The sequence below is a fragment of the Ancylobacter sp. VNQ12 genome (genome assembly GCF_049445835.1).
In the GTDB taxonomy this organism is placed as follows: domain Bacteria; phylum Pseudomonadota; class Alphaproteobacteria; order Rhizobiales; family Xanthobacteraceae; genus Ancylobacter.
In genome coordinates this window covers 1-20,140 of record NZ_JBMSDU010000012.1, presented here as the reverse complement: position 1 = coordinate 20,140, position 20,140 = coordinate 1, and the positions used below count along the sequence as shown (strand labels likewise).

Genomic DNA, 20,140 nt, shown 5'->3' with positions numbered 1-20,140 from the left:
TCCGCCCGTGGTCATGGCTCATCTCATCTCTGCAACCGATTGCGCGACCGGATGGGCGCGCCGCCGTGAGGCTTCCCGCAACGGCGATCACGTCGGGCGCTTCGGCCGGCCGTTCCTTCTTCCGATCCTCCTCATCGTCGTCGCGCTGTTGGCGCTGGCCCCCTCGCTCGCATCGGCGCAGGCCGGCGGCCCGGTCTCGCCGGAACAGCAGGCGGTGCAGGAACGGCTGGAAGGACAGCGGGCCGTCGTCGACGGCGTAGAGGCCGCGCTCGGCCGCGACGGGCTGAGCTCCGCCGATCTCGACAGTCTGCGTGCCAGGCTGGATCCGGCCCGCAGCGACCTTTCCTCCGCCATTTCGATACTCGATCCGCTGGTGGCCGACCTGAACCGGCGCGTGCAGGAGATCGGCCCGAAGCCCGCGGCGGATGCGCCGCCGGAAGATGCCTCCATCACCCAGGAGCGCGACGCGCTGACCGCGCGCCTCGCCGCGGTGGACGCCGTGTCCAAGCAGGTGAAGCTGCTGAAGGTGCGCGCCGACCAGATGGCGGACCGCATCACCAGCCGGCGGCGGGCTCTGTTCACCGATACGCTGCTGGCGCGCTCCTTCAGCGTGCTCGATCCCAATCTGTGGGTTTCCGCCGTCACCTCGATCCCCATCGAGCTGCGCGGAATCCGCTATCTCCTGGGCGACTGGCAGGCTTATGCCGATGCGCGCATGTCGCGGATCGGGCAGGTGGTCGTCGGGCTGGGCGCGCTGGCGATCATCGCCCTCGTGGTGTTCCTGCAGAACATGTTCCGCCGGCCGCTGCACCGGGTCGATCTCGACGCGGATGGCGAGCCGCTCTCGCGGCTGAAGGCGAGCGGGCTGTCGGCGCTGGTGGCGCTGCTCGGCATGGCCGCGGCGCCGGTGGCGACACTCGCCGTGCTGGCGCTGTTCAGCGCCTTCGATCTGCTGCCGCCGCGCGTCGAGGAAATCTCCCAGGGCCTCGTGCTGGCCGTGTGCATCGTCGCGATCGGGCGCGGCCTGCTGCAGGGAGCGCTGGCACCCGAAGAGCCGCGCCGCCGCGTCGTGCCGGTCTCGGACGAGATGGCGCGGCTGATCTACCGCAACGCGGCGCTCGGCCTGTGGATCCTCTCCACCACGGCGCTGCTGAACACCATTCACAAGGCGCTCGTCGTGCCGGTTCCGCTGACCGTGGCGACGGCGGCGAGCATGGCGCTGGCGCTGGTGCTTGTGGCCGGGCGCACCATGCGCGCGCTCGGCGAGCTCTCCGACGGTACCGACGGCGAGGAGACCGACGGCAAAAGCGACGCCGATGGCGCCTCCGCCGGCCCCTCGGCGACGGCGCTGCAGTGGATCCGCTTCCCGTTCTGGGTGCTGAACGCGGCGATCGTCGCCGCGCTGATCGCCGGCTATGTGAGCGTCGCCACCTTCCTCGCCTCGCGCTCGCTGGTCGCCGTGGTGATGGCCGGCGCGCTCTATCTCATCATCGCGCTGATCAACGCGGTGTTCATCGACGGCATCGCCTCCGGGCCGCGGGCCCGCCATGTCGCCAAGACGCTGGGCGTGCGGCCGGCGAGCCTGGAACTGCTGGCGCTGCTGGTCGCCGGCGTGTTCAAGGCGCTGGCGACGCTCGTCGTGCTGGTGATGGTGATCGGCACCTTCGGCACCTCGACCGCCGACATACGCGACCTCGTCAGCCGCATCACCTTCGGCTTCACCATCGGCACCTCCACCATCACCATCGGCGACGTGCTGAGCGCGGTGCTGTTCATGGTGATCGGCATCATCATCGCCCGCGCCATCCAGCGCTGGTTCGCGGTGGCGATCCTGCCGAAGACGGCGTTCGATCAGGGTTTGCAGAACTCGATCTCCACCATCATCGGCTATGTCGGCTCGATCGCCGTCATCGCCATGGCGATGGGTCAGCTGGGGCTGAATCTCGAGAACATCGCGCTCGTCGCCGGTGCGCTCTCCGTCGGTATCGGTTTCGGCCTGCAATCCATCGTCTCGAACTTCGTCTCCGGCCTCATCCTGCTGGCGGAGCGGCCGATCCGGGTCGGCGACACCATCAATGTGAAGGGCGAGGAAGGCTATGTGCGCCGCATCAGCGTGCGCGCCACCGAGATCGAGACCTTCGACCGCGCGGCGGTGCTGATCCCGAACTCGGACCTGATCACCGGCATGGTGAAGAACTTCACCCACGCCAACACCACCGGCCGGGTCATCGTGGCGGTGAACGTCGCTTATGACGCCGATGCCGACGAGGTGCGCGACATCCTGATCGGTTGCGCCTGCGACCACCCGCAGGTGCTGCGCTCGCCGCCGCCTCGCGTGTTCCTGATGGCGTTCGGCGACAGCTACCTGAAGTTCGAGCTGCGCTGCGTGGTCGCCAATGTCGACTATTCGCTCACCGTGAAGAGCGACCTGCATTTCGCGGTGCTCGACCGTATGAAGCAGGCGAAGATCGGCATCCCCTATACGCCCTGGAACGTCTATCGCGGCGGCCGCATCGGGCCGGAAGAGAACACCGCCGGGGACGATGGGGGCTGAGCCCATCCCGGTCGTCCAGAACATGTTTCTTCGAACCCAGAGACCCCGAATGCCCGCCTTCTCGCCGAAGCGCCTTGCCGCCGCCCTGCTCCTGCCGCTGCTGATCGCCGGCTGCGCCGCCGCGCCGACCAGCGTTCCGGTCAACGAGACCTTCTATGCGAACATCGCCAAGGGCGGGACGCTGGACCCGCAGGCGGCGGCCTCGCTGCTGAGCGACTACCGCCAGGCGCGCGGCCTGCCGGCGGTGACGATCGACCCGACGCTGATGGCGGTGGCCGAGCGGCAGGCCAAGTCCATGGCGGCCGCCGACCAGCTCTCGCACGACATTGGCGGACGCTCGCTGCTGGTGCGGCTGAAGGCGGCGGGCTTTTCCGGGCTGAAGGCGGCGGAGAATGTCGGCGCCGGCTACCACACGCTGGCGGAGGCGTTTTCCGGCTGGCGCGATTCCCCCTCGCACAACAAGAACATGCTGATGCCGGGCGTGACCCGGCTCGGCATCGCCGCCGTGCGCGCGCCGCGCTCGAAGTACAGCGTGTACTGGGCCATGGTGCTCGGCGTGCCGGACCCGAAGGTGGAGGCCGCGCAGCAGGGTGCCGCGACGCCTGCCCCCACCCCGGCGGCCGCGCCGGCGCCGGGCAGCACGCAGCTGCTGTTCAACGGCGTGCAGATGCCGCAGTAGCGGCGGCGTTCAGCGGCGCAGGGTGGCCGGCGCCAGCGGGTTGTCGGTCATCGCCACGCGGTCGGGCTGGTCCGGCGCCGGCAGTCCCATGAACGCCTCGAACAGCCGGCGGATCACCGCCGGCTCGACATCGCGCACGATCATCACGAGGCGGGTGCGCCGGTCCTCGTCCGGCCAGGCGGGCAGCTGGCTCGGCGGATGCAGCACATGCTGCACGCCATGCAGCACCAGCGGGTGCTCGGGATCCTCGGCCAGCTTCACGATGCCCTTGAGCCGCAGCAGCTTGGCGCCATGCGTGCCGCGCACCAGCTCCAGGAACATGTCGATCGCCGCCGCCGACACCGGCGGGTCGTGCGCCAGCGTGAAGGCGCGGATGCGGTCGTCATGGCGGTTGGGGTCATGCGCGTGGCCGCGCGCCTCGGCTTCCGCCGCCGCGACCGCCTCGTCGGCGAGCCAGCGCGACACGTCCGGGATCTTGGCGGCGGGGTCGTAGAGGCCGGCATCGAGCAGCGCCGCCGGCGTCGCTTCGCCGCGCGCGGCGTCGAGCACCGGCGCGCCGGGGGCCAGCGCCTTGAGCCGCGCCAGCAGCGGCTTGAGCGCCGCCTCGCGCTCGGGCGTGTCGACGAGGTCGGTCTTGGTCAGCACGATGCGGTCGGAGATGGCGGCCTGGCGCACCGATTCAGGGTGCTCGTCGAGCGTTGCATTGCCGTTCACCGCATCGACCACCGTCACCACGCCGTCGAGCCGGAAGCGCATCACCAGATAGGGATGCATCATCAGCACATGCAGGATCGGCGCGGGATCGGCGAGGCCGGTGGTCTCGATGACGATGCGTCGGAACGGCGGGATGACGCCGTTGTCCATGCGGCGCAGCAGGTGCTCCAGCCCCTCGACGAGGTCGCCGCGCACGGTGCAGCACAGGCAGCCGGAGGCGAGCAGCACGGTCGCATCGTCGAAATGCTGCACCAGCAGGTGATCGAGGCCGATCTCGCCGAACTCGTTGATCAGCACGGCGGTATCGGCAAGGCCGGGATCCTGCAGCAGCCGGTTCAGCAGCGTGGTCTTGCCGGCGCCGAGAAAGCCGGTGAGCAGGGTGACCGGAATGGGTTCCGGCCGGCGAGGAGTGTTCTCGCCCGAGATGGTCTCGCTCATGATTCAGCTTTCCAGACGCGCGCCGGCGCGCCGCAGAAATGGGACCGGATGCTCCGACGCCTCACTGTGGGGGCGGCGGGGGCACGGTCGGATAGGTGGGGGCCGGCGCCGGCTTCGGCAATGGCTTGGCCGTAGCCGCCGAGGCGCTGGTTGCCGGCTTTGCCGCGGGTTTGGCGGCAGGCTTCGCCGCCGGTTTGGCCGCGGGCTTCGCGGCAGGCTTGGCCGTGGGGGAGGGGGGCGGCGCCGCATCGGGCGGCGCCGCATCGGGCGGCGTCGTGCCGGTGGTGTCGATGATCGCGGTCTGCGGACCCGGCTTCTTGCCCTTGTTCTTCGCGGTCGGCGGCTTCTTCTGCGCCGGCGGCGGTGGATAGGCGGCGGCGAGCGCCTCGGCGCTCGGGAACGGGCCGACCCACACCTCGACCGGCGGCATGGAGGGCGGCAGCTTCTGCAACAGGCTGGCGCCGGTGACGTTGTCGCCCAGTTCGCCCATGCCGGCGGCGACGAAGCTGGAGGCGGTGGACGGGGTGTCGTCGTCCTCCGAGGCGGTGTTCTTGCGCTTGCCGCCGCATACCTGGGCGCGCATGTCGGTCGGCGGGCCGCCCTCATTGCGCAGGGAATCCAGCGTGGGGGCGACGGCGCCGAAGATCTTCCACGAATGCTGGAAGCCCTTTTCCAGCAGCAGCGCCGCCTGCTCGGTGCGGGCGCGGCCGGAGGAGGTGCCGAGCACCACGGCGAGCACATGCTTGTCGCCGCGCCGGGCGCTGGCCACGAGGTTGAAGCCGGAGGCGCAGATGAAGCCGGTCTTCATGCCGTCCGCGCCGGGATAGCTGTCGATCAGCTTGTTGTAGTTGCGGATGACCGCATTGCCGAGCTTGATCGCGGGAATGCGGAACATGTCCGAGCGCTCGGGGAATTCGGTGAGCAGCGCGCGGGCGAGAATGGCGAGGTCGCGGGCGGTGGTGATCTGGCCGGGCGAGGGCAGGCCGTTCGGATTGTCGTAATGGGTCCCGTCCATGCCGAGTTCGCGCGCGGAGGCGTTCATCTCGGCGATGAAGGCGGGAAAGCTCCCGCCGACGCCTTCCGCCAGCACGACGGCCATGTCGTTGGCCGACTTCACCAGCATCATCTTCAGCGCATTGTCGACGGTGACCTGGGTGCCGACCTTGAAGCCCATCTTGGACGGGGCCTGCGCCGCCGCCGTCTCGGTGACGGTGACCAGCGTCTCCGGCGTGATACGCCCGTCGCGGATCGCCTTGAAGGTCACATAGGCGGTCATCAGCTTGGTGACGGAGGCCGGGTACCACGGCTTGGTGGCATCCTCCGCCAGCAGCACCTTGCCGCTGTCCACCTCGATCACCAGCGCCGGGGTGGCCTTTGCGGCCGGGACGGCGGCGAACGCCAGCGGTGCCGCCAGCAACGCGGCGAGGCCGAGGCGGGTCCAGGTGGCGGCGAAGACGTTGCCGGTGCGGGAGAGAGAGAAGCGCGTCACGCGTCGATTCCGTTTCGAGCTTGCATTCAGCCGCGAAGGCCCGGAGGGCATTCCATGCTGCGCATTGCATACCCGTTTTGTGGCGACGGATCAAAAGCGGGAGAACCACCTATGCCCGCCATGGGATCATTTCGGCGCGAGCGGACGCGCCGTCCTGTGCGCCGCAGCATAGTCCTGCCGTCCGCAGCTTCAATGCCGTTCGCGTCCCGCTCCGCCATCGGGGCACCGACACGGCGCGTTCATGAAGGCGGGATTAGAATCACGGTTAATGACTGATTCGATTCGCCGCCTCCATGCTGCCGTGGTCGCGACGCGCAGGGGAAAGAACCCCTCGCCGCGCACGGCCAAGCTGTTCGCCAGGGGACGGCACTTCATCGCCAAGAAGGTGGCGGAGGAGGCGGTGGAGGTCGCGCTTGATGCCGTGGGCGGCGACAGTGCCGGCGCGGTGCGCGAAAGCGCGGACCTCATCTACAATCTCGTCGTGCTGTGGGTCGAACTCGGCATCGACCCCGAGGACATCTGGGCCGAGATGCGCCGGCGCGAGGAACTGATGGGCATGGCCGAGAAGCTGCCGAAACAGGGCGGCAAGGCGGGCGGCCTCCTGTCGGGCGACCTGTTCGCCGACGAGTTGCCCGCCGATTTCCTCGGCGCGGCCCGGCGCGAGGCGGCGGATCCCGGCGGCGAGGCGAGTGCCGGGCGGAGCGGCGGACGTCGATAGCGCGGCTTTCGCGTCGATCGGGTGTTCCTGCCGCGCGCGAAATGCTCTAACGGCGTCTTCCGGCCACTATAGGCCGCTCCCGCCTCCCTGCCCAACGCCTTCCGGACACCGCCATGCTGCGCCGCCTCTATCAGTGGGTCATCGATCTCGCCGAACGCCCGTCCGCACCCTGGGCGCTGGCGGCCGTCTCCTTTGCCGAGAGTTCGTTCTTCCCCGTGCCGCCGGACGTGATGCTGGTGCCGATGTGCCTGGCGCGGCCCAAGCTCGCCTGGTTCTATGCCGGGCTGTGCACGCTCGCCTCGGTGATTGGCGGCCTTTTGGGCTACGCCATCGGCGCGCTGCTGTACGAATCGGTCGGGATGTTCCTGATCCAGCTCTATGGCTACGGCGCCAAGGTGGATGCCTTCACCGAGGCCTATCAGCGCTACGGGCACTGGATCATCCTGATCAAGGGGCTGACGCCGATCCCCTACAAGGTGGTGACCATCACCTCGGGCTTCGCCCATTACAGCCTGTTCTGGTTCGTCGTGCTCTCGGCGATCACGCGCGGCCTGCGCTTCTTCATGGTCGCGGGCCTGCTCTACTGGATCGGCCCCACGGCGCGCACCTTCATCGAGGAACGGCTCGGCCTCGTCACGGCCGTCTTCGCGGTGGTGCTGGTCGGCGGCTTTGTCGTGGCGGTGTATCTGTTCTGACGCCCGGCTCAATGCCCCCCGCGCGAGCGGCGGGAATGGACGCGGCTCTCCAGCGCGGTCTTGGCGAGCAGGGTGACGATGGCGAGCAGGGCCAGCAGCGAGGCGACCGCGAAGGACGCCTGGAACTGGTACTCGTTGTAGAGGATCTCGACCTGTAGCGGGATGGTGTTGGTCTCGCCGCGTATATGGCCGGAGACCACCGACACCGCGCCGAACTCGCCCATGGCGCGCGCATTGCACAGCAATACGCCATAGAGCAGCGCCCATTTGATGTTGGGCAGGGTGACGCGGGAGAACACCCGCCAGCCGCCGGCGCCGAGCGTGACGGCCGCCTCTTCCTCGGTCGTGCCCTGCTCCTGCATGAGCGGGACGAGTTCGCGCGCCACGAAGGGGAAGGTGACGAAGATCGTCGCCAGCGCGATGCCGGGCCAGGCGAAGATGATCTTGATGTCGTGATCGGACAGCCAGGGTCCGAAATAGCCCTGCGCCCCGAACAGCAGCACGAAGACGAGGCCCGCGACGACCGGCGAGACGGAGAACGGCAGGTCGATCAGGCTGATCAGGAGGCTCTTGCCGCGAAACGAGAATTTGGTGATCGCCCAGGCCATGACGAGGCCCATGACGGTGTTGGCGGCCACCGCGATGGCGGTGACGATGAGGGTCAGCTTGACCGCGGCGAGCGCGTCCGGCTCCACCAGCGCCAGCGAATAGGCTTCCCATCCCTTGCTGAAGGCCTGGGCGAAGACGTTGATCAGCGGCAGCAGGATGAACAGGCCGATGAACAGGCCGGCAAGGGCGATGATCGCCCATTTGACGACAGCCGGCTCGGCGCGGACGCCGTCATGGCTGCGGGGCGCGCTCATGAGGCCCTCCCGGTGCGGCTTTGCGACCAGCGTTGCAGGCCGTTGATGACGAAGAGCAGGGCGAAGGAGGCGACCAGCATGGTGGCGGCGATGGTGGTGGCGTCGGCGTAGCGGAACTCCTCCAGCCGGATGACGATGAGCAGCGGGGCGATCTCCGACACGTTCGGCAGATTGCCGGCGATGAAGATGACCGAGCCGTACTCGCCGACCGCGCGGGCGAAGGCGAGGGCGAAGCCGGTGAGGAAGGCCGGCAGCACCGCCGGCAGCACGACGCGGCGGATGGTGGTCCAGCGCCCGGCACCCAGCGTGGCGGCGGCTTCCTCCAGCTCGTGGTCGAGATCCTCCAGCACCGGCTGCACCGTGCGCACCACGAAGGGCAGGCCGATGAAGATGAGCGCGACGAGAATGCCGAGCGGGGTGAAGGACACCTTTATGCCGAGCGGCGCCAGCCAGGAGCCGACCCAGCCGTTCTCGGCATAGAGCGTGGTGAGCGCGATGCCGGCGACCGCCGTCGGCAGGGCGAAGGGAATGTCGATCAGCGCGTCGAGGATGCGCCGGCCGGGAAACTCGTAGCGCACCAGCGCCCATACGATGACGGCGCCGAAAAACAGGTTGATGGTCGCGGCGACCAGCGACAGCCCGAAGGAGATCTTCAGCGCGTTGAGCGTGCGGGCCGCGGTGAGGATGTTGAAGATGCGCTCCGGCGTCAGCTCGGCGGTCTTGAAGAACAGCGCGGTCAGCGGCAGCAGCACGATCAGGGAGAGCCACAGGAGGGTCAGGCCGAGGGTAAGGCCGAAGCCGGGAATGACGGATTGCGGCCGGCGGGCCGCGCCGGGCATCCCGGTTCCCGCCAGTGTCGTTCGATCCAGCGTCATCTCACTCAAGGCTCAGCTCCCGGAAGCTTCATCTTATGGCAAACGCCGGGCCTGTGGGACAGGCCCGGCGCCAGGATCGGGGTCGCCGATCAGGTGCGGAAATGGGAGTGGAAGGCTCAGTTCGAATAGATCTGGTCGAACACGCCGCCATCGGAGAAATGGGTGGTCTGCGCCTTGCGCCAGCCGCCGAAGATCGGGTCGTCGATGGTCACGAGGTCGACCTTCGGGAACACCTTCTCATACTGCCTGGCGATTTCAGGATCGCGCGGGCGGTAGAAGTTCTCGGCGGCGAGCTTCTGGCCTTCCTTGCTGTAGAGCAGCTTGAGATAGGCATTGGCGACGTCGCGGGTGCCCTTCCTGTCGACGGTCTTGTCGACCACGGTGACCGGCGGCTCGGCGAGGATCGAGAGCGAGGGAACGACGATGTCGAACTTGTCGTCGCCGAATTCCTTCCGCGACAGGAACGCCTCGTTCTCCCAGGCGAGCAGTACGTCGCCGACGCCGCGCTCGGTGAAGGTGACGGTGGAGCCGCGCGCCCCGGTGTCGAGCACCGGCACGTTCTTGAACAGCGCGGCGAGATAGGCTCGGGCCTTTTCGTCGGAGCCGTATTTCTTCAGCGCATAGGCATAGCCGGCGAGGTAGTTCCAGCGGGCGCCGCCCGAGGTCTTCGGGTTCGGGGTGATGACCTTGACGTCCGGCTTCACCAGATCGTCCCAGTCCTTGATGGCCTTGGGATTACCCTTGCGGACCAGGAACACGATGGTCGAGGTGTAGGGCGAGGAGTTGTCCGGCAGGCGCTTCTGCCAGTTCTGCGGCAGGAAGCCCTTGTCGGCGATGGCGTCGATGTCATAGGCGAGCGCCAGCGTGACCACGTCGGCCTCCAGCCCGTCGATCACCGACCGCGCCTGCTTGCCCGAGCCGCCATGCGAGGCCTTGATCTCGACGGTCTTGCCGGTCTCTGCCTTGTAGGTCGCCGCGAACAGCTTGTTGAACTGCTGGTAGAGCTCGCGGGTCGGGTCGTAGGACACGTTGAGCAGGCTGACGTCGGCGGCGCGGGCGACCGGCGCGAGGGCGACCGGGGCCGCCAGTGCGGCAATGAGGGCGGCGGCGGCCGCTGGTCTGAAACGGAACGACATGGTGGCTTCTCCCGACGGCGCGGGCGCGCCGATGAATGTCGAGGAGAAGATTTCCACGCGATGCCGGTGTGGTCAATATAAAATCTACATATAAAATAGATTTTATATTTATCGCTGATTTCCGGTCATGAATCCGGGTGCCGAGCCTGGCGGGATTCCCGCGAAAGGCCTGGATCAGAGGGTGTTGAGCAGGGTGTGGATGCCGCACTCGGTCTTGGCGCGTCCGCGCCAGCGGCCGGCGCGGACATCCTCGTCCGGCGCGGCGCGGCTGGTGCAGGGCATGCAGCCGACCGAGTTGAAGCCCTTGGCGACCAGCGGATGCGCGGGCAGGTTGAAGCGCCTGTGCGCCGCCTCGACCTCGGCGCGGTCGAGATTGGCGAGCGGGTTGAACTTCAGCCGCGTCCCGTCGCGCTCGACCACCGGGATCGCGGCGCGCTGCCCGCCCTGATAGCGCTTGCGCCCGTTCATCCAGCCGTCGAAGCCCGCCAATGCGCGAGCCAGCGGCTCGACCTTGCGGATGCGGCAGCAGGCATCGGGATCGGAGAACCACAGGTCGCGCTCGCCGTCGATCTCGGCGAGGCGCGCCGCATCCGGCAGGATGGTGCGCACATCGGTGAGGCCGAGCTGGCAGGTGAGCGTGTCGCGATAGGCCAGCGTCTCCTCGAACAGCCAGCCCGTGTCGAGAAACACCACCGGGATCGAGGGATCGACCTCGGCCAGATAGGCGATCAGCACCGCCGATTCCGTGCCGAAGGAGGAGACGAGGGCGAGCTTGCCCGCCCCCACCGTTTCCGCGGCGGCGGCGATGATCTCGGTCGGTTCCGCGCTCGCCAGCGCGCGGTCGAGCGCGGCGATGTCGTCGCGCAGGAGGCCGATGTCGTCGGACTGGAACGTACTCATGTCGACCTTCAGGGGGCGACGCGGCCGAGGCGCTGGCGCAACAGGCTCGGGCGCTGGTCCGTGGCGGGTTGGTAGAACACGGTGTAGCGATGCACTGCCTCGTCGAAGGCGGCGGCGTCGGCGGGCTTGACCGCCTCGATCTGGTCGAAGCCGGAACGCTCCATCAGCAGGAACTGGTCGCGCAGCACGTTGCCGATGGCGCGGATCGGGCCGGTCCAGCCGAGCCGTTCGCGCAGCAGGCGGGCCTGGCTGTAGGCGCGCCCGTCGCGGAAGATCGGGAAGACGAGGGCGATGAGCGAGAGCTGGCCGAGAAAGGGCTCGATCTCGCCGATCGGCCGGTTGTTCGGCCAGATCACCCCGACCGGCGTCTGCCGCCCCTTCAGCGCCTCGGCCTCCTTCAGGAAGCGGTCGACGCCGATGAGCACCGGTACGCCTTCGGGCAGCGCGTCCTCGTCGCTGACGCGAACGAAGCTGTCCTCGATGATGGTTCCATTCTCAATGAGCGGCATAGACGCGCTCCTTGAAGGGCTCGACGCCGAGCCGACCGACCGTGTCGATGAAGAGTTCGTCCGGGCCGGCACGCAGTTCCATATAGGTGTCCACCACATCCTCGATAAGGCCGGGGACCTGCTCATAGGGCACGGCAGGTCCGAGCAGGGTGCCGAGCTGGGCGTTCTCGTCGGCGCGCCCGCCGAGCGTGATCTGGTAGAATTCCTGCCCGTTCTTCTCGACGCCGAGAATGCCGATATGGCCGACATGGTGGTGGCCGCAGGCATTGATGCAGCCGGAGATGTTGATGTGCAGCCGGCCGATGCCGCGCGAGCGGTCGAGGTCGGAAAAGCGCTTGGCGATCTCCTGCGCCACCGGAATGGCGCGGGCATTGGCCAGCGCGCAATAGTCGAGGCCGGGGCAGGCGATGATGTCGCTGACATGGTTGACGTTCGGCGTGGCGAGACCCGCCGCCTCCAACCGGCGCCACAGCGCGGGCAGGTCGGCCTGCGCGACGTTCGGCAGGCAGAGATTCTGCTCGTGGCCGACGCGGATCTCGCGGAAGCCGTAATCGTCGGCGAGGTCGGCGACGACGTCCATCTGGTCGGCGGTGGCATCGCCCGGAGGGGCGCCGATGGGTTTGAGCGAGACGGTGACGATCGCGTAGCCCGGCACCTTGTGGCGGTGCACCGAGTTGGCGTACCAGGTGGCGAAGCGCTCATCCTTCAGCGCCTCGACCAGCGCGGCCGGCTGGTCTTCCCGCGCCTCGAAAGCGGGATAGAGGAAGCGCGAGCGGATATCGGCGACGATGTGGTCGGTGAGGTGCAGCGCGCCCTCGCGGGTGGCCTCCCACTCGGCCTCGACCGCCTTGGAGAACTCCTCGGCGCCGATCTCGTGCACCAGGATCTTGATGCGCGCCTTGTAGATGTTGTCGCGGCGCCCGTACTGATTGTACACGCGCATGATCGCCTCGATGTAGCTCAGCAGGTGCTGCGCCGGCAGGAAGGCGCGGATCGACTTGCCGACGAAGGGCGTGCGGCCGAGCCCGCCGCCGACCAGCACCTCGAAGCCGAGTTCGCCCTGTTCGTTGCGGTGCAGGCGCAGGCCCACATCATGCACCTTGATGGCGGCCCGGTCCTTGGGCGCGGCGGTGATGGCGATCTTGAACTTGCGCGGCAGGTAGGTGAATTCGGGATGCAGCGTCGAATACTGGCGCAGGATCTCCGCCCAGATGCGCGGGTCGTCGAACTCTTCCGGGGTGGCGCCGGCCCACTGGTCGGTGGTCACGTTGCGGATGCAGTTGCCCGAGGTCTGGATGCCGTGCACGCCGACTTCAGCCAGCGCCGCCATGGCGTCCGGCAGGTCTTCCAGCTTGATCCAGTTGAACTGGATGTTCTGCCGCGTGGTGAAGTGGCCGTAGCCGCGGTCATAAGTGCGCCCGACATAAGCGAGGCGGCGCAGCTGGTCGGAGGACAGCGTGCCATAGGGAATGGCGACGCGCAGCATATAGGCGTGGAGTTGCAGATAGACGCCGTTCATCAGCCGCAGCGGCTTGAACTCATCCTCGCTCAGCGCGCCGGACAGGCGGCGTTCGACCTGGTCGCGGAACTCGGCGACACGCTCGGCCAGAAAGGCGCGGTCGAATTCGTCATAGACATACATCGTCGGGCTTCGCCTTATGCGTCGTGAGAGTGGTTCAGTGCGGCAGCTCGAAGGTCGGGCCGTCGACGCGGATGCGCTCGCGCAGATTGCCCGGCAGAACCGAGCCATCCGTGCCCAGCTCGACCGGGGCGACATAGGCGCCGACCGCGTCGATGTCGCGTTGCAGAGCGCCGGACAGCAGGGCCAGGGCGGCATCGGACGTGGTGACCACGGCGGCGTCCGCGAGATCGACCGACCAGCCGCCGTCCCTGGTACGCCACACCACAGCCCCGTCGGTCAGCCGGTTCGCGGTCACGGCCACGGGCCCGTTGACCTTCAGTTTCTGCTGCTGCGGGGCGACCATGGCACGCTAAATTCCTGTTGACGGATGGATGAGCCGTGCATAACACCAATTTAGAACGTGCAAAAGAATTAAATGCACGAAAAAAACGTGTAATTAGTCTCCGGCCGGGATATGTACTAGGCTCGGGGGCGTCACAAACCGGGTTCTCACCATGTCCACTGCCGACGACCGGCTCGACGAGCTCGAGGCTCAGAGCATCTACATTTTCCGCGAGGCCTTCGCGCGGATGAAGCGCATGGCGCTGCTCTGGTCGCTCGGCAAGGATTCCAATGTGATGATCTGGCTGGCGAGGAAGGCGTTCCTCGGCCATGTGCCGTTCCCGGTGCTGCATGTCGACACCGGCAAGAAGTTCAAGGAGATGTATGCGTTCCGCGACCATTACGCGGGCGAATGGGGGCTCGATCTCAGGGTCGACCCGTGCCCGCCGCTGGAACAGATGGATCCCACGCTTCCCCCTGCCACCCGCTCGGCCGCGCGCAAGACCGAAGGGCTGAAGCTGGCGCTGGAGAAATACGGCTTCGACGCGCTGGTCGCCGGCATCCGCCGCGACGAGGAGGCGACCCGCGCCAAGGAGCGCGTGTTCTCCCCGCGCGGGCTGGAGGGCGACTGGAACGTGCGCGAGCAGCCGCCGGAATTCTGGGATCACTTCAACGCGACCCTGCCGGCCGGCGCGCATCTGCGCGTCCACCCGATCCTGCATTGGACCGAGCTCGACATCTGGGCCTACACCAAGCGGGAGAACATTCCCGTCATCCCGCTGTACTTCTCGAAGGACGGCAAGCGCTACCGCTCGCTCGGCGACCAGGACATCACCTTCCCGGTGGCCTCCGAGGCCGCGACCATCGACGAGATCCTCGTCGAACTCGCCACCACCAAGGTGCCCGAGCGCTCCGGCCGCGCCATGGATCATGAATCCGAAGACTCTTTCGAGCGGCTCCGCGTCGCCGGTTATCTGTGAGAGGTCGGCCATGTCGACAAATGTCACCCCCTTCGCGGTTCCCGCCGTCGCCGCTGCCGATCGTCCGCTGGTGCGCATCGTCATCGTCGGCCATGTCGACCACGGCAAGTCGACGCTGATCGGCCGCCTGCTGCATGAGACCGGCGGCATACCGGCCGCCAAGCTGGAGCATCTGAAGGCGATTTCCGCCCGCCGCGGCATGCCGTTCGAATGGTCGTTCCTGCTCGACAGCCTGCAGGCCGAGCGCGACCAGGGCATCACCATCGACACCAGCCAGATCCGCTTCCGCACCCCCTCGCGCGACATCATCCTGATCGACGCGCCGGGCCATGCGGAGTTCCTGCGCAACATGATCACCGGCGCGGCTCAGGCCGATGCCGCGCTGCTGCTGATCGACGCCGCCGAGGGCGTGCGCGACCAGACCCGCCGGCATGGCTATCTGCTGCACCTCCTGGGGGTGAAGCAGGTGACGGTGGTGGTGAACAAGATGGACCGCGTCGGTTATGACGAGGCGGTGTTCCGCGCCATCGAGAGCGAAATCACCTCCTATCTCGCGGGCCTCGGCGTGCGCACGAGCACGGTCATCCCGATCTCCGCCCGCGAGGGCGACGGCGTCGCCGAGCGCGGTGCGCGCACGCCCTGGTATGGCGGGCCGACCGTGCTGGAGGCGCTGGACGGCTTCGACCCGGCGCGCGCGCCGCAGGACCTCGCCCTGCGCATGCCGGTGCAGGCCGTCTACAAGTTCGACGACCGCCGCATCGTCGCCGGTCGCATAGAGACCGGCAGCCTGAAGGTGGGCGACGAGATCGTCTTCCAGCCCTCCGGCAAGACAGCGGTGGTGAAGACCATCGAGAGCTGGCCGGTGCCGCCCGCCGGGCAGGAGGTGAAGGCCCTCAAGGCCGGTGCCGCCGCCGCCCTCACGCTCGACCGCGAGATCTTCGTCGAGCGCGGGGAAATCCTCTCGCTGCCGACCGCGCGCCCGCATGCCACGCGGCGTATCCGCGTGCGGCTGTTCTGGCTCGCCGAGGAGGCGCTGGAGGTCGGCACCACGCTGATCGCCCGGCTGGCCACGTCGGAATCGCGCGCCACCGTCGCGGTGGTGCACGAGGTGGTCGATCCCGGCCATCTCTCCAGCTTCGAATCCAAGCGCATCGGCCGCAATCAGGTCGGCGAGATCGAACTGCTGCTGTCCCGCCCGATCGCCGCCGATCCGCACGGGCTGAACGCGCGCACCGGCCGGGTGGCGCTGGAGATCGGCGGGCGCATCGCCGGCGGTGGCCTCGTCATCTCGGTGCTCGACGGCGAGGCGGCGCACACGCCGGAGGCGCGCCACATCACGCCGGTGTCGTCCGCCATGTCGAATGACGAGCGCATCGGCCGCTTCGGCCATGATGGCGCGGTGGTCTGGCTGACCGGCCTGTCCGGGTCGGGCAAGTCGACGCTGGCGCGTGCGCTGGAGCGGCGGCTGTTCAACCGTGGCGGCCTCGCGACGCTGCTCGACGGCGATACGCTGCGGGCGGGACTCAACAGCGATCTCGGCTTCTCCGACGCCGACCGCGCCGAGAACAACCGGCGCCTCGCGGAGGTGGCGAACTTCCTCAAGAATCTCGGGCACATCGTGCTGGTGGCGGCGGTGTCGCCCTCCGCGGCGGCGCGGGCGCGGGTGCGTGAGATCATCGGCTCCCGCTTCTTCGAGATCCACGTCTCGGCGCCGCTCGAACTGTGCGAGGCGCGCGACCCGAAGGGGCTCTACGCCAAGGCGCGCGCCGGCGAGATACGCGGCTTCACCGGGATCGACGCGCCCTATGACGTGCCGGCGGCGCCGGAACTGGTGATCGAGACCGACAAGCTCGACGCCACGGCGGCCGTCGACCGGATCGAGACGATGCTGGCGGAAAACGGCGTGTTCCACCGCTACGCGGCGATCGCCGACGACGCGGGGCTGTAGGGCAATCCGTCCATCGGGGGTGAGGGGCCCCGGTGCGGCCGCTCACGCCCATATGGCGATGGGCAGGCCGAAGGCATCGCGCTCGGGCGGCGAGGGGAAGCTGATCGCCTCGCGCCGCGCGATGCGCCCTGCCGTCCAGGCGGCGGCGCAAGCATCGACGAGGTCATCCTCGCCCACCCCGAGTTCGCGCGCCTTGAAGGCCGAGATGAGCGCGGCCGGGAAACTGGCGGCTTCCAGCAGGTCGCGCCGGAGCGCAAGACCCGGTCGGTGCGGCGCGTTCTTCACCTTCTTCGCGATGCCGAGCGGGATTCCCCCGTTCATCGCCTGAAAGCTGACCTCCGGGTGGCATTCATGCACATGCGGCTGGAGCGCGGGATTGTCGCGCAGCCAGCGGTCGATCTCGATGATCTTGGGGAAGATGGCGAAGCCCTGCTTCGCCACGGCGCGCGGCGGATCGGACGTCGCGCGGGCAACCGCGCAGGCATGGCGGTAGCGCTCCGGCTCCGGCACGCTCGCGTCCACGCTGGCATAGACCGCCGCGCGGGAGGGGATGGAGAACACGCTGGACTGGCGCTGGCCGAGCAGCGGGCGCACCAGCCGCTCGGGCGCACGCCCCTTCGCCTCGATCCGCTCGGGCAGGCCGATCGGCATGTCGACGGCGAGGGTGTCCGGGCGGAGCGGACGGTCGAACAGCTCGGCCAGCCGCGTCACACGCTCGGCACGGGCGGTGCCGTCCGGCTCGACGATTACCACCGCCCAGCCGCCCTTGCACCCGTCCGCGCCGGCGACGCGCATCGACGCCCCCCTAGATGATGTTCAGCTCCGCATGCGGGCGCTTGGCGAGGATGCGCTCATAGCCGAACACATCGAGATCGAGCGAGACCGAGCGACCCCTCGTGATCCATTCGGCAATGGCACGGCCGGCGGCGGGCGCCTGCTGGAGGCCATGGCCGGAGAAGCCGTTCATGAAGTAGAAATTGCCGATCTCGGGATGCGGGCCGATGACCGCGTTGTGGTCCAGGAGATTCATCTCGTAATGGCCGGCCCAGGCGCGGATGATCTTGATCTCTTCCATTGCCGGGATGCGGTGGGCGAGGTTCGGCCAGGTCGTTTCCTCGAACAGCGGCCAGTCGACCTCGAAGTCGTCACCGGGATCGCGATCTTCCTCCGGTTCGGGCGTGCCGCAGATCTGGTAGGCGCCTTCCGGGCGGATCCAGAAGCCCGAGGGATCGACCAGCAAGGGCAGGCGCGGCAGTTCGGTGCGGCAGTGCAGGACGAAAATGCAGCGCTTCCGGCCCTCGACCGGCAGACCGATACCGGCCATGCCGGCAACCCGTCCGCCCTGCGGGCCCGCCGCATTGACCAGCGCGCCGCAACCGAAGCGCCGCCCGTCCGCCAGCGTGGCGCCGGTGATGCGATTGCCCTCGCGCTCGATCGTCACGACCTCGCCATTGATGAACACCGCGCCCTGCGCCTTCGCCGTGGCGCGCAGCCCGCCGAGGAAGGCGTGGGCGTCGAACCAGCCCTCGCCGGAAAGGCCATAGGCGCCGGCGACGATGTCCTCGACATTCAGCCAGGGAAAGGTGGCCTTGAGCTTGTCCGGATCGAGCAGGGCGATGTCCGCGCCCTCGGCCTGCTGCACGCGGTGGTTGGCCTCCAGAATGGGGCGCCCGGCCGCGCTGGCGAGGATGAGATAGCCGCCCTCGTGCCAGCCGAGATCGACATCCGCGCCGAGGCGTTCCTTGGCGTTGCGGATGAAGTCGAGGCCGAACAGCGACATGCGGATGTTCTCCGGAATGGAGAATTGCTGGCGCAGCGAAGCCGCCGAGAGAGTGGTCGAGGACTGCGCGAAGGTTGTGTCGCGCTCGATCACCGCGACGCGTCCCCTGAAGGCCGGATCGAGGGTGAGGAAATAGGCCGCAGCCGCCCCCATGATGGCGCCGCCGACGATGAGCACTTCGAAATTGTCGTCCATGATCTGCGCGTCCGTTACGGACCCTCTCACACGCTGGCCGTGCCAGTCTGCTGACGCCTCCGGAGCGCATCGCCGGCCGGCAATGCCCCGTTGGCAGTTCCCCATGCAGCCGGATAGGCTTCAATCGGGCGTTTGCCAATTAGCCGAGCGAATCATGTCCTCATTTGTCCGACCACGTCGCAGCGTTCTCTACATGCCGGGCTCCAATGCCCGCGCGCTGGAGAAGGCGCGCAGCCTCGCCGCCGACGGCATCATCATCGACCTCGAGGACGCCGTGGCGCCGGATGCCAAGCCGGGCGCGCGCGAGCAGGTCGCGGACGATCTCGCCCGTGGCGGCTTCGGCCCGCGCGAGGTGGTGGTCCGCGTCAACGGCGCCGACACGCCGTGGTTCTGGGACGATCTCGCCCGCTTCGCGCAGGCCAGCGCGGCCGGCAGGGGCCCCGACGCGCTGTTGATCCCCAAGATTGCCGACCCCGAGACATTGCTGGCGGCCGGCCGGCGGCTGGAGGCGCTCGGCGCGCCGGCCTCGCTCCGGCTGTGGGCGATGATCGAGACGCCGCTCGCCGTGCTGCGGGCGCTCGACATCGCCCGCGCCGGAGCCAACCCGGTCGCGCGGCTGGCGGTGCTGGTGCTCGGCACCAACGATCTCGCCAAGGAGACCGGCGCGCGCATCGTGCCCGGGCGGGCGCCGATGCAGGCCTGGCTGTCGCATTGCGTGCTCGCCGCGCGCGCCGGCGGCGTCGAGGTGCTGGATGGGGTGTGGAACAATTTCCGCGATCTCGGCGGCCTTGCCCGCGAATGCAACGAGGCGGCCGATCTCGGCTTCGACGGCAAGACGCTGATCCATCCGACCCAGATCGAGCCGTGCAACGCCGCCTTCATCCCGCCGCCGGAGGAGATCGCCGAGGCGCGCATGCTGATCGAGGTGTTCGACCGGCCGGAGAATGCCGCCAAGGGCGTGCTTCAGATCGAGGGGCGCATGTATGAGCGCATGCACGCCGACATCGCCCGCAAGCGGGTGGCGCTCGCCGACGCGATCGAGGCGCGGGGATAGCCCGGCAGATCCGGGATGACGACAACGCAAAGCAGGAATCATCATGAAGCTCTACCGCTACCTCACCGGCCCGGACGACGTGTCCTTCTGCAAGCGGGTTTCGGCTGCGCTGAACAAAGGCTGGCAACTCCAGGGCCCGCCGACCCTGACTTTCGATCCCGTGAAGGGCCGGGTGATCTGCGGCCAGGCGATCGTGAAGGAGGTCGAGGGCGAATGGTCGGAGGACGTCGTATTGTCGGATCACTGAGCGCAAAGCCTTGCGAACACATGATTCGACAGGTCATTTGATGGTCAGTTCGACCCGCCGGATGGCGTCGAAACGAGCATTTTTCCGGAGGGCGGGACGCGAATTTTTCCGCCCTCGGACGCGCCAAAAGCCGGCGGATCGAGGCCGGGCGAAAAAGGTCAGCCTTGCTAACGCATTGATAGGTAAGCCTTTCTGACGATACGCGAACGAGTTATCCAAAGCCGCGGGCGCCGTCATTTTTCTTTTGCGAAGGGCGTTGACAGGTTCGGCTGGGTCCCCCTATAAAGCGGCCATCGACGGGGCGCGCCGCTGACGCGGTGCTGACGCTCCTCTGGTTGCTCCCGACAGAGACGAGGTCTTCGGACCGGCAGTCGCCGGCGGGAAAACTGTCGACCGCTTAAGG

19 protein-coding genes are annotated in these 20,140 nt (G+C 68.2%); 8 read left to right on the top strand and 11 right to left on the bottom strand.

Annotated features, from left to right (window positions below; all coding sequences use genetic code 11):
* The first annotated feature begins 13 nt into the window (after positions 1 to 13).
* Together ACO2RV_RS15950 and ACO2RV_RS15945 are read left to right on the top strand one after the other, a co-directional pair.
* Positions 14 to 2,554 (top strand): DUF3772 domain-containing protein, encoded by a 2,541-nt coding sequence (locus ACO2RV_RS15950; protein WP_423294725.1) that lies wholly within the window; start codon positions 14 to 16, stop codon positions 2,552 to 2,554.
* Positions 2,555 to 2,603: 49 nt separating this feature from the next.
* Positions 2,604 to 3,233 (top strand): CAP domain-containing protein, encoded by a 630-nt coding sequence (locus ACO2RV_RS15945; RefSeq protein ID WP_423294723.1) that lies wholly within the window; start codon positions 2,604 to 2,606, stop codon positions 3,231 to 3,233.
* A 9-nt stretch (positions 3,234 to 3,242) separates the two neighbouring features.
* Here ACO2RV_RS15945 and ACO2RV_RS15940 read toward each other — a convergent pair whose 3' ends face one another.
* Positions 3,243 to 4,385 (bottom strand): CobW family GTP-binding protein, encoded by a 1,143-nt coding sequence (locus tag ACO2RV_RS15940; protein WP_423294721.1) that lies wholly within the window; start codon positions 4,383 to 4,385, stop codon positions 3,243 to 3,245.
* 61 nt (positions 4,386 to 4,446) lie between these two features.
* Positions 4,447 to 5,874, bottom strand: a complete 1,428-nt coding sequence (locus tag ACO2RV_RS15935; RefSeq protein ID WP_423294719.1) for a D-alanyl-D-alanine carboxypeptidase family protein — start codon at positions 5,872 to 5,874, stop codon at positions 4,447 to 4,449.
* Positions 5,875 to 6,142: 268 nt separating this feature from the next.
* Between ACO2RV_RS15935 and hisE the strand changes: the two genes are divergently transcribed.
* Positions 6,143 to 6,592, top strand: a complete 450-nt coding sequence (gene hisE, locus ACO2RV_RS15930) for a phosphoribosyl-ATP diphosphatase (protein ID WP_423294717.1) — start codon at positions 6,143 to 6,145, stop codon at positions 6,590 to 6,592.
* Positions 6,593 to 6,705: 113 nt separating this feature from the next.
* Entirely contained in the window at positions 6,706 to 7,287 is a 582-nt protein-coding gene (locus ACO2RV_RS15925) for a YqaA family protein (protein ID WP_423294715.1), read from the top strand.
* Between the two features lie 8 nt (positions 7,288 to 7,295).
* Here the strand turns inward: ACO2RV_RS15925 and cysW are convergent, their stop codons facing one another.
* The 7 genes from cysW to ACO2RV_RS15890 form a co-directional block, all read right to left on the bottom strand.
* A complete protein-coding gene (cysW, locus tag ACO2RV_RS15920; protein WP_423294713.1) occupies positions 7,296 to 8,150 on the bottom strand; it encodes a sulfate ABC transporter permease subunit CysW in 855 nt (284 codons plus the stop codon).
* Positions 8,147 to 8,989, bottom strand: coding sequence for a sulfate ABC transporter permease subunit CysT (gene cysT, locus ACO2RV_RS15915; protein WP_423294922.1), 843 nt, complete (start codon positions 8,987 to 8,989; stop codon positions 8,147 to 8,149). The genes cysW and cysT overlap by 4 nt, the downstream gene beginning before the upstream one ends.
* 152 nt (positions 8,990 to 9,141) lie before the next feature.
* Positions 9,142 to 10,161 (bottom strand): sulfate ABC transporter substrate-binding protein, encoded by a 1,020-nt coding sequence (locus ACO2RV_RS15910; protein ID WP_423294711.1) that lies wholly within the window; start codon positions 10,159 to 10,161, stop codon positions 9,142 to 9,144.
* Positions 10,162 to 10,335: 174 nt separating this feature from the next.
* Positions 10,336 to 11,061 (bottom strand): phosphoadenylyl-sulfate reductase, encoded by a 726-nt coding sequence (locus tag ACO2RV_RS15905; RefSeq protein WP_423294709.1) that lies wholly within the window; start codon positions 11,059 to 11,061, stop codon positions 10,336 to 10,338.
* An 8-nt stretch (positions 11,062 to 11,069) separates the two neighbouring features.
* Entirely contained in the window at positions 11,070 to 11,570 is a 501-nt protein-coding gene (locus ACO2RV_RS15900; RefSeq protein ID WP_423294707.1) for a DUF934 domain-containing protein, read from the bottom strand.
* Positions 11,557 to 13,212 (bottom strand): nitrite/sulfite reductase, encoded by a 1,656-nt coding sequence (locus ACO2RV_RS15895; protein ID WP_423294705.1) that lies wholly within the window; start codon positions 13,210 to 13,212, stop codon positions 11,557 to 11,559. Before ACO2RV_RS15895 ends, ACO2RV_RS15900 begins: the two co-directional genes overlap by 14 nt.
* 34 nt (positions 13,213 to 13,246) lie before the next feature.
* Positions 13,247 to 13,555, bottom strand: coding sequence for a DUF2849 domain-containing protein (locus ACO2RV_RS15890; protein ID WP_423294703.1), 309 nt, complete (start codon positions 13,553 to 13,555; stop codon positions 13,247 to 13,249).
* 151 nt (positions 13,556 to 13,706) lie between these two features.
* Here ACO2RV_RS15890 and cysD point away from each other — a divergent pair, with 151 nt between their 5' ends.
* Both cysD and cysC read left to right on the top strand, forming a co-directional pair.
* A complete protein-coding gene (gene cysD, locus ACO2RV_RS15885; protein WP_423294701.1) occupies positions 13,707 to 14,513 on the top strand; it encodes a sulfate adenylyltransferase subunit CysD in 807 nt (268 codons plus the stop codon).
* Between the two features lie 10 nt (positions 14,514 to 14,523).
* Entirely contained in the window at positions 14,524 to 16,461 is a 1,938-nt protein-coding gene (gene cysC / locus ACO2RV_RS15880; RefSeq protein ID WP_423294699.1) for an adenylyl-sulfate kinase, read from the top strand.
* 42 nt (positions 16,462 to 16,503) lie between these two features.
* Here the strand turns inward: cysC and ACO2RV_RS15875 are convergent, their stop codons facing one another.
* Together ACO2RV_RS15875 and ACO2RV_RS15870 are read right to left on the bottom strand one after the other, a co-directional pair.
* Positions 16,504 to 17,256, bottom strand: a complete 753-nt coding sequence (locus tag ACO2RV_RS15875) for a DUF429 domain-containing protein (protein ID WP_423294697.1) — start codon at positions 17,254 to 17,256, stop codon at positions 16,504 to 16,506.
* A 10-nt stretch (positions 17,257 to 17,266) separates the two neighbouring features.
* Entirely contained in the window at positions 17,267 to 18,436 is a 1,170-nt protein-coding gene (locus ACO2RV_RS15870; RefSeq protein ID WP_423294695.1) for an NAD(P)/FAD-dependent oxidoreductase, read from the bottom strand.
* Positions 18,437 to 18,590: 154 nt separating this feature from the next.
* Here ACO2RV_RS15870 and ACO2RV_RS15865 point away from each other — a divergent pair, with 154 nt between their 5' ends.
* Both ACO2RV_RS15865 and ACO2RV_RS15860 read left to right on the top strand, forming a co-directional pair.
* Positions 18,591 to 19,490, top strand: coding sequence for an HpcH/HpaI aldolase/citrate lyase family protein (locus ACO2RV_RS15865; RefSeq protein WP_423294693.1), 900 nt, complete (start codon positions 18,591 to 18,593; stop codon positions 19,488 to 19,490).
* 43 nt (positions 19,491 to 19,533) lie between these two features.
* Complete coding sequence (locus tag ACO2RV_RS15860; RefSeq protein ID WP_423294691.1) at positions 19,534 to 19,737, top strand: DUF1737 domain-containing protein; 204 nt, start codon at positions 19,534 to 19,536, stop codon at positions 19,735 to 19,737.
* Positions 19,738 to 20,140 lie beyond the last annotated feature (403 nt).

Excerpts from the sequence above, each read along its gene's own strand:
- ACO2RV_RS15950 (WP_423294725.1), top strand. The coding sequence starts at position 14 with ATGGCTCATCTCATCTCTGCAACCGATTGCGCGACCGGATGGGCGCGC.
- ACO2RV_RS15945 (WP_423294723.1), top strand. The coding sequence starts at position 2,604 with ATGCCCGCCTTCTCGCCGAAGCGCCTTGCCGCCGCCCTGCTCCTGCCG.
- ACO2RV_RS15940 (WP_423294721.1), bottom strand. The coding sequence starts at position 4,385 with ATGAGCGAGACCATCTCGGGCGAGAACACTCCTCGCCGGCCGGAACCC.
- hisE (WP_423294717.1), top strand. The coding sequence starts at position 6,143 with ATGACTGATTCGATTCGCCGCCTCCATGCTGCCGTGGTCGCGACGCGC.
- ACO2RV_RS15925 (WP_423294715.1), top strand. The coding sequence starts at position 6,706 with ATGCTGCGCCGCCTCTATCAGTGGGTCATCGATCTCGCCGAACGCCCG.
- cysW (WP_423294713.1), bottom strand. The coding sequence starts at position 8,150 with ATGAGCGCGCCCCGCAGCCATGACGGCGTCCGCGCCGAGCCGGCTGTC.
- cysT (WP_423294922.1), bottom strand. The coding sequence starts at position 8,989 with ATGCCCGGCGCGGCCCGCCGGCCGCAATCCGTCATTCCCGGCTTCGGC.
- ACO2RV_RS15910 (WP_423294711.1), bottom strand. The coding sequence starts at position 10,161 with ATGTCGTTCCGTTTCAGACCAGCGGCCGCCGCCGCCCTCATTGCCGCA.
- ACO2RV_RS15905 (WP_423294709.1), bottom strand. The coding sequence starts at position 11,061 with ATGAGTACGTTCCAGTCCGACGACATCGGCCTCCTGCGCGACGACATC.
- ACO2RV_RS15900 (WP_423294707.1), bottom strand. The coding sequence starts at position 11,570 with ATGCCGCTCATTGAGAATGGAACCATCATCGAGGACAGCTTCGTTCGC.
- ACO2RV_RS15895 (WP_423294705.1), bottom strand. The coding sequence starts at position 13,212 with ATGTATGTCTATGACGAATTCGACCGCGCCTTTCTGGCCGAGCGTGTC.
- ACO2RV_RS15890 (WP_423294703.1), bottom strand. The coding sequence starts at position 13,555 with ATGGTCGCCCCGCAGCAGCAGAAACTGAAGGTCAACGGGCCCGTGGCC.
- cysD (WP_423294701.1), top strand. The coding sequence starts at position 13,707 with ATGTCCACTGCCGACGACCGGCTCGACGAGCTCGAGGCTCAGAGCATC.
- cysC (WP_423294699.1), top strand. The coding sequence starts at position 14,524 with ATGTCGACAAATGTCACCCCCTTCGCGGTTCCCGCCGTCGCCGCTGCC.
- ACO2RV_RS15875 (WP_423294697.1), bottom strand. The coding sequence starts at position 17,256 with ATGCGCGTCGCCGGCGCGGACGGGTGCAAGGGCGGCTGGGCGGTGGTA.
- ACO2RV_RS15870 (WP_423294695.1), bottom strand. The coding sequence starts at position 18,436 with ATGGACGACAATTTCGAAGTGCTCATCGTCGGCGGCGCCATCATGGGG.
- ACO2RV_RS15865 (WP_423294693.1), top strand. The coding sequence starts at position 18,591 with ATGTCCTCATTTGTCCGACCACGTCGCAGCGTTCTCTACATGCCGGGC.
- ACO2RV_RS15860 (WP_423294691.1), top strand. The coding sequence starts at position 19,534 with ATGAAGCTCTACCGCTACCTCACCGGCCCGGACGACGTGTCCTTCTGC.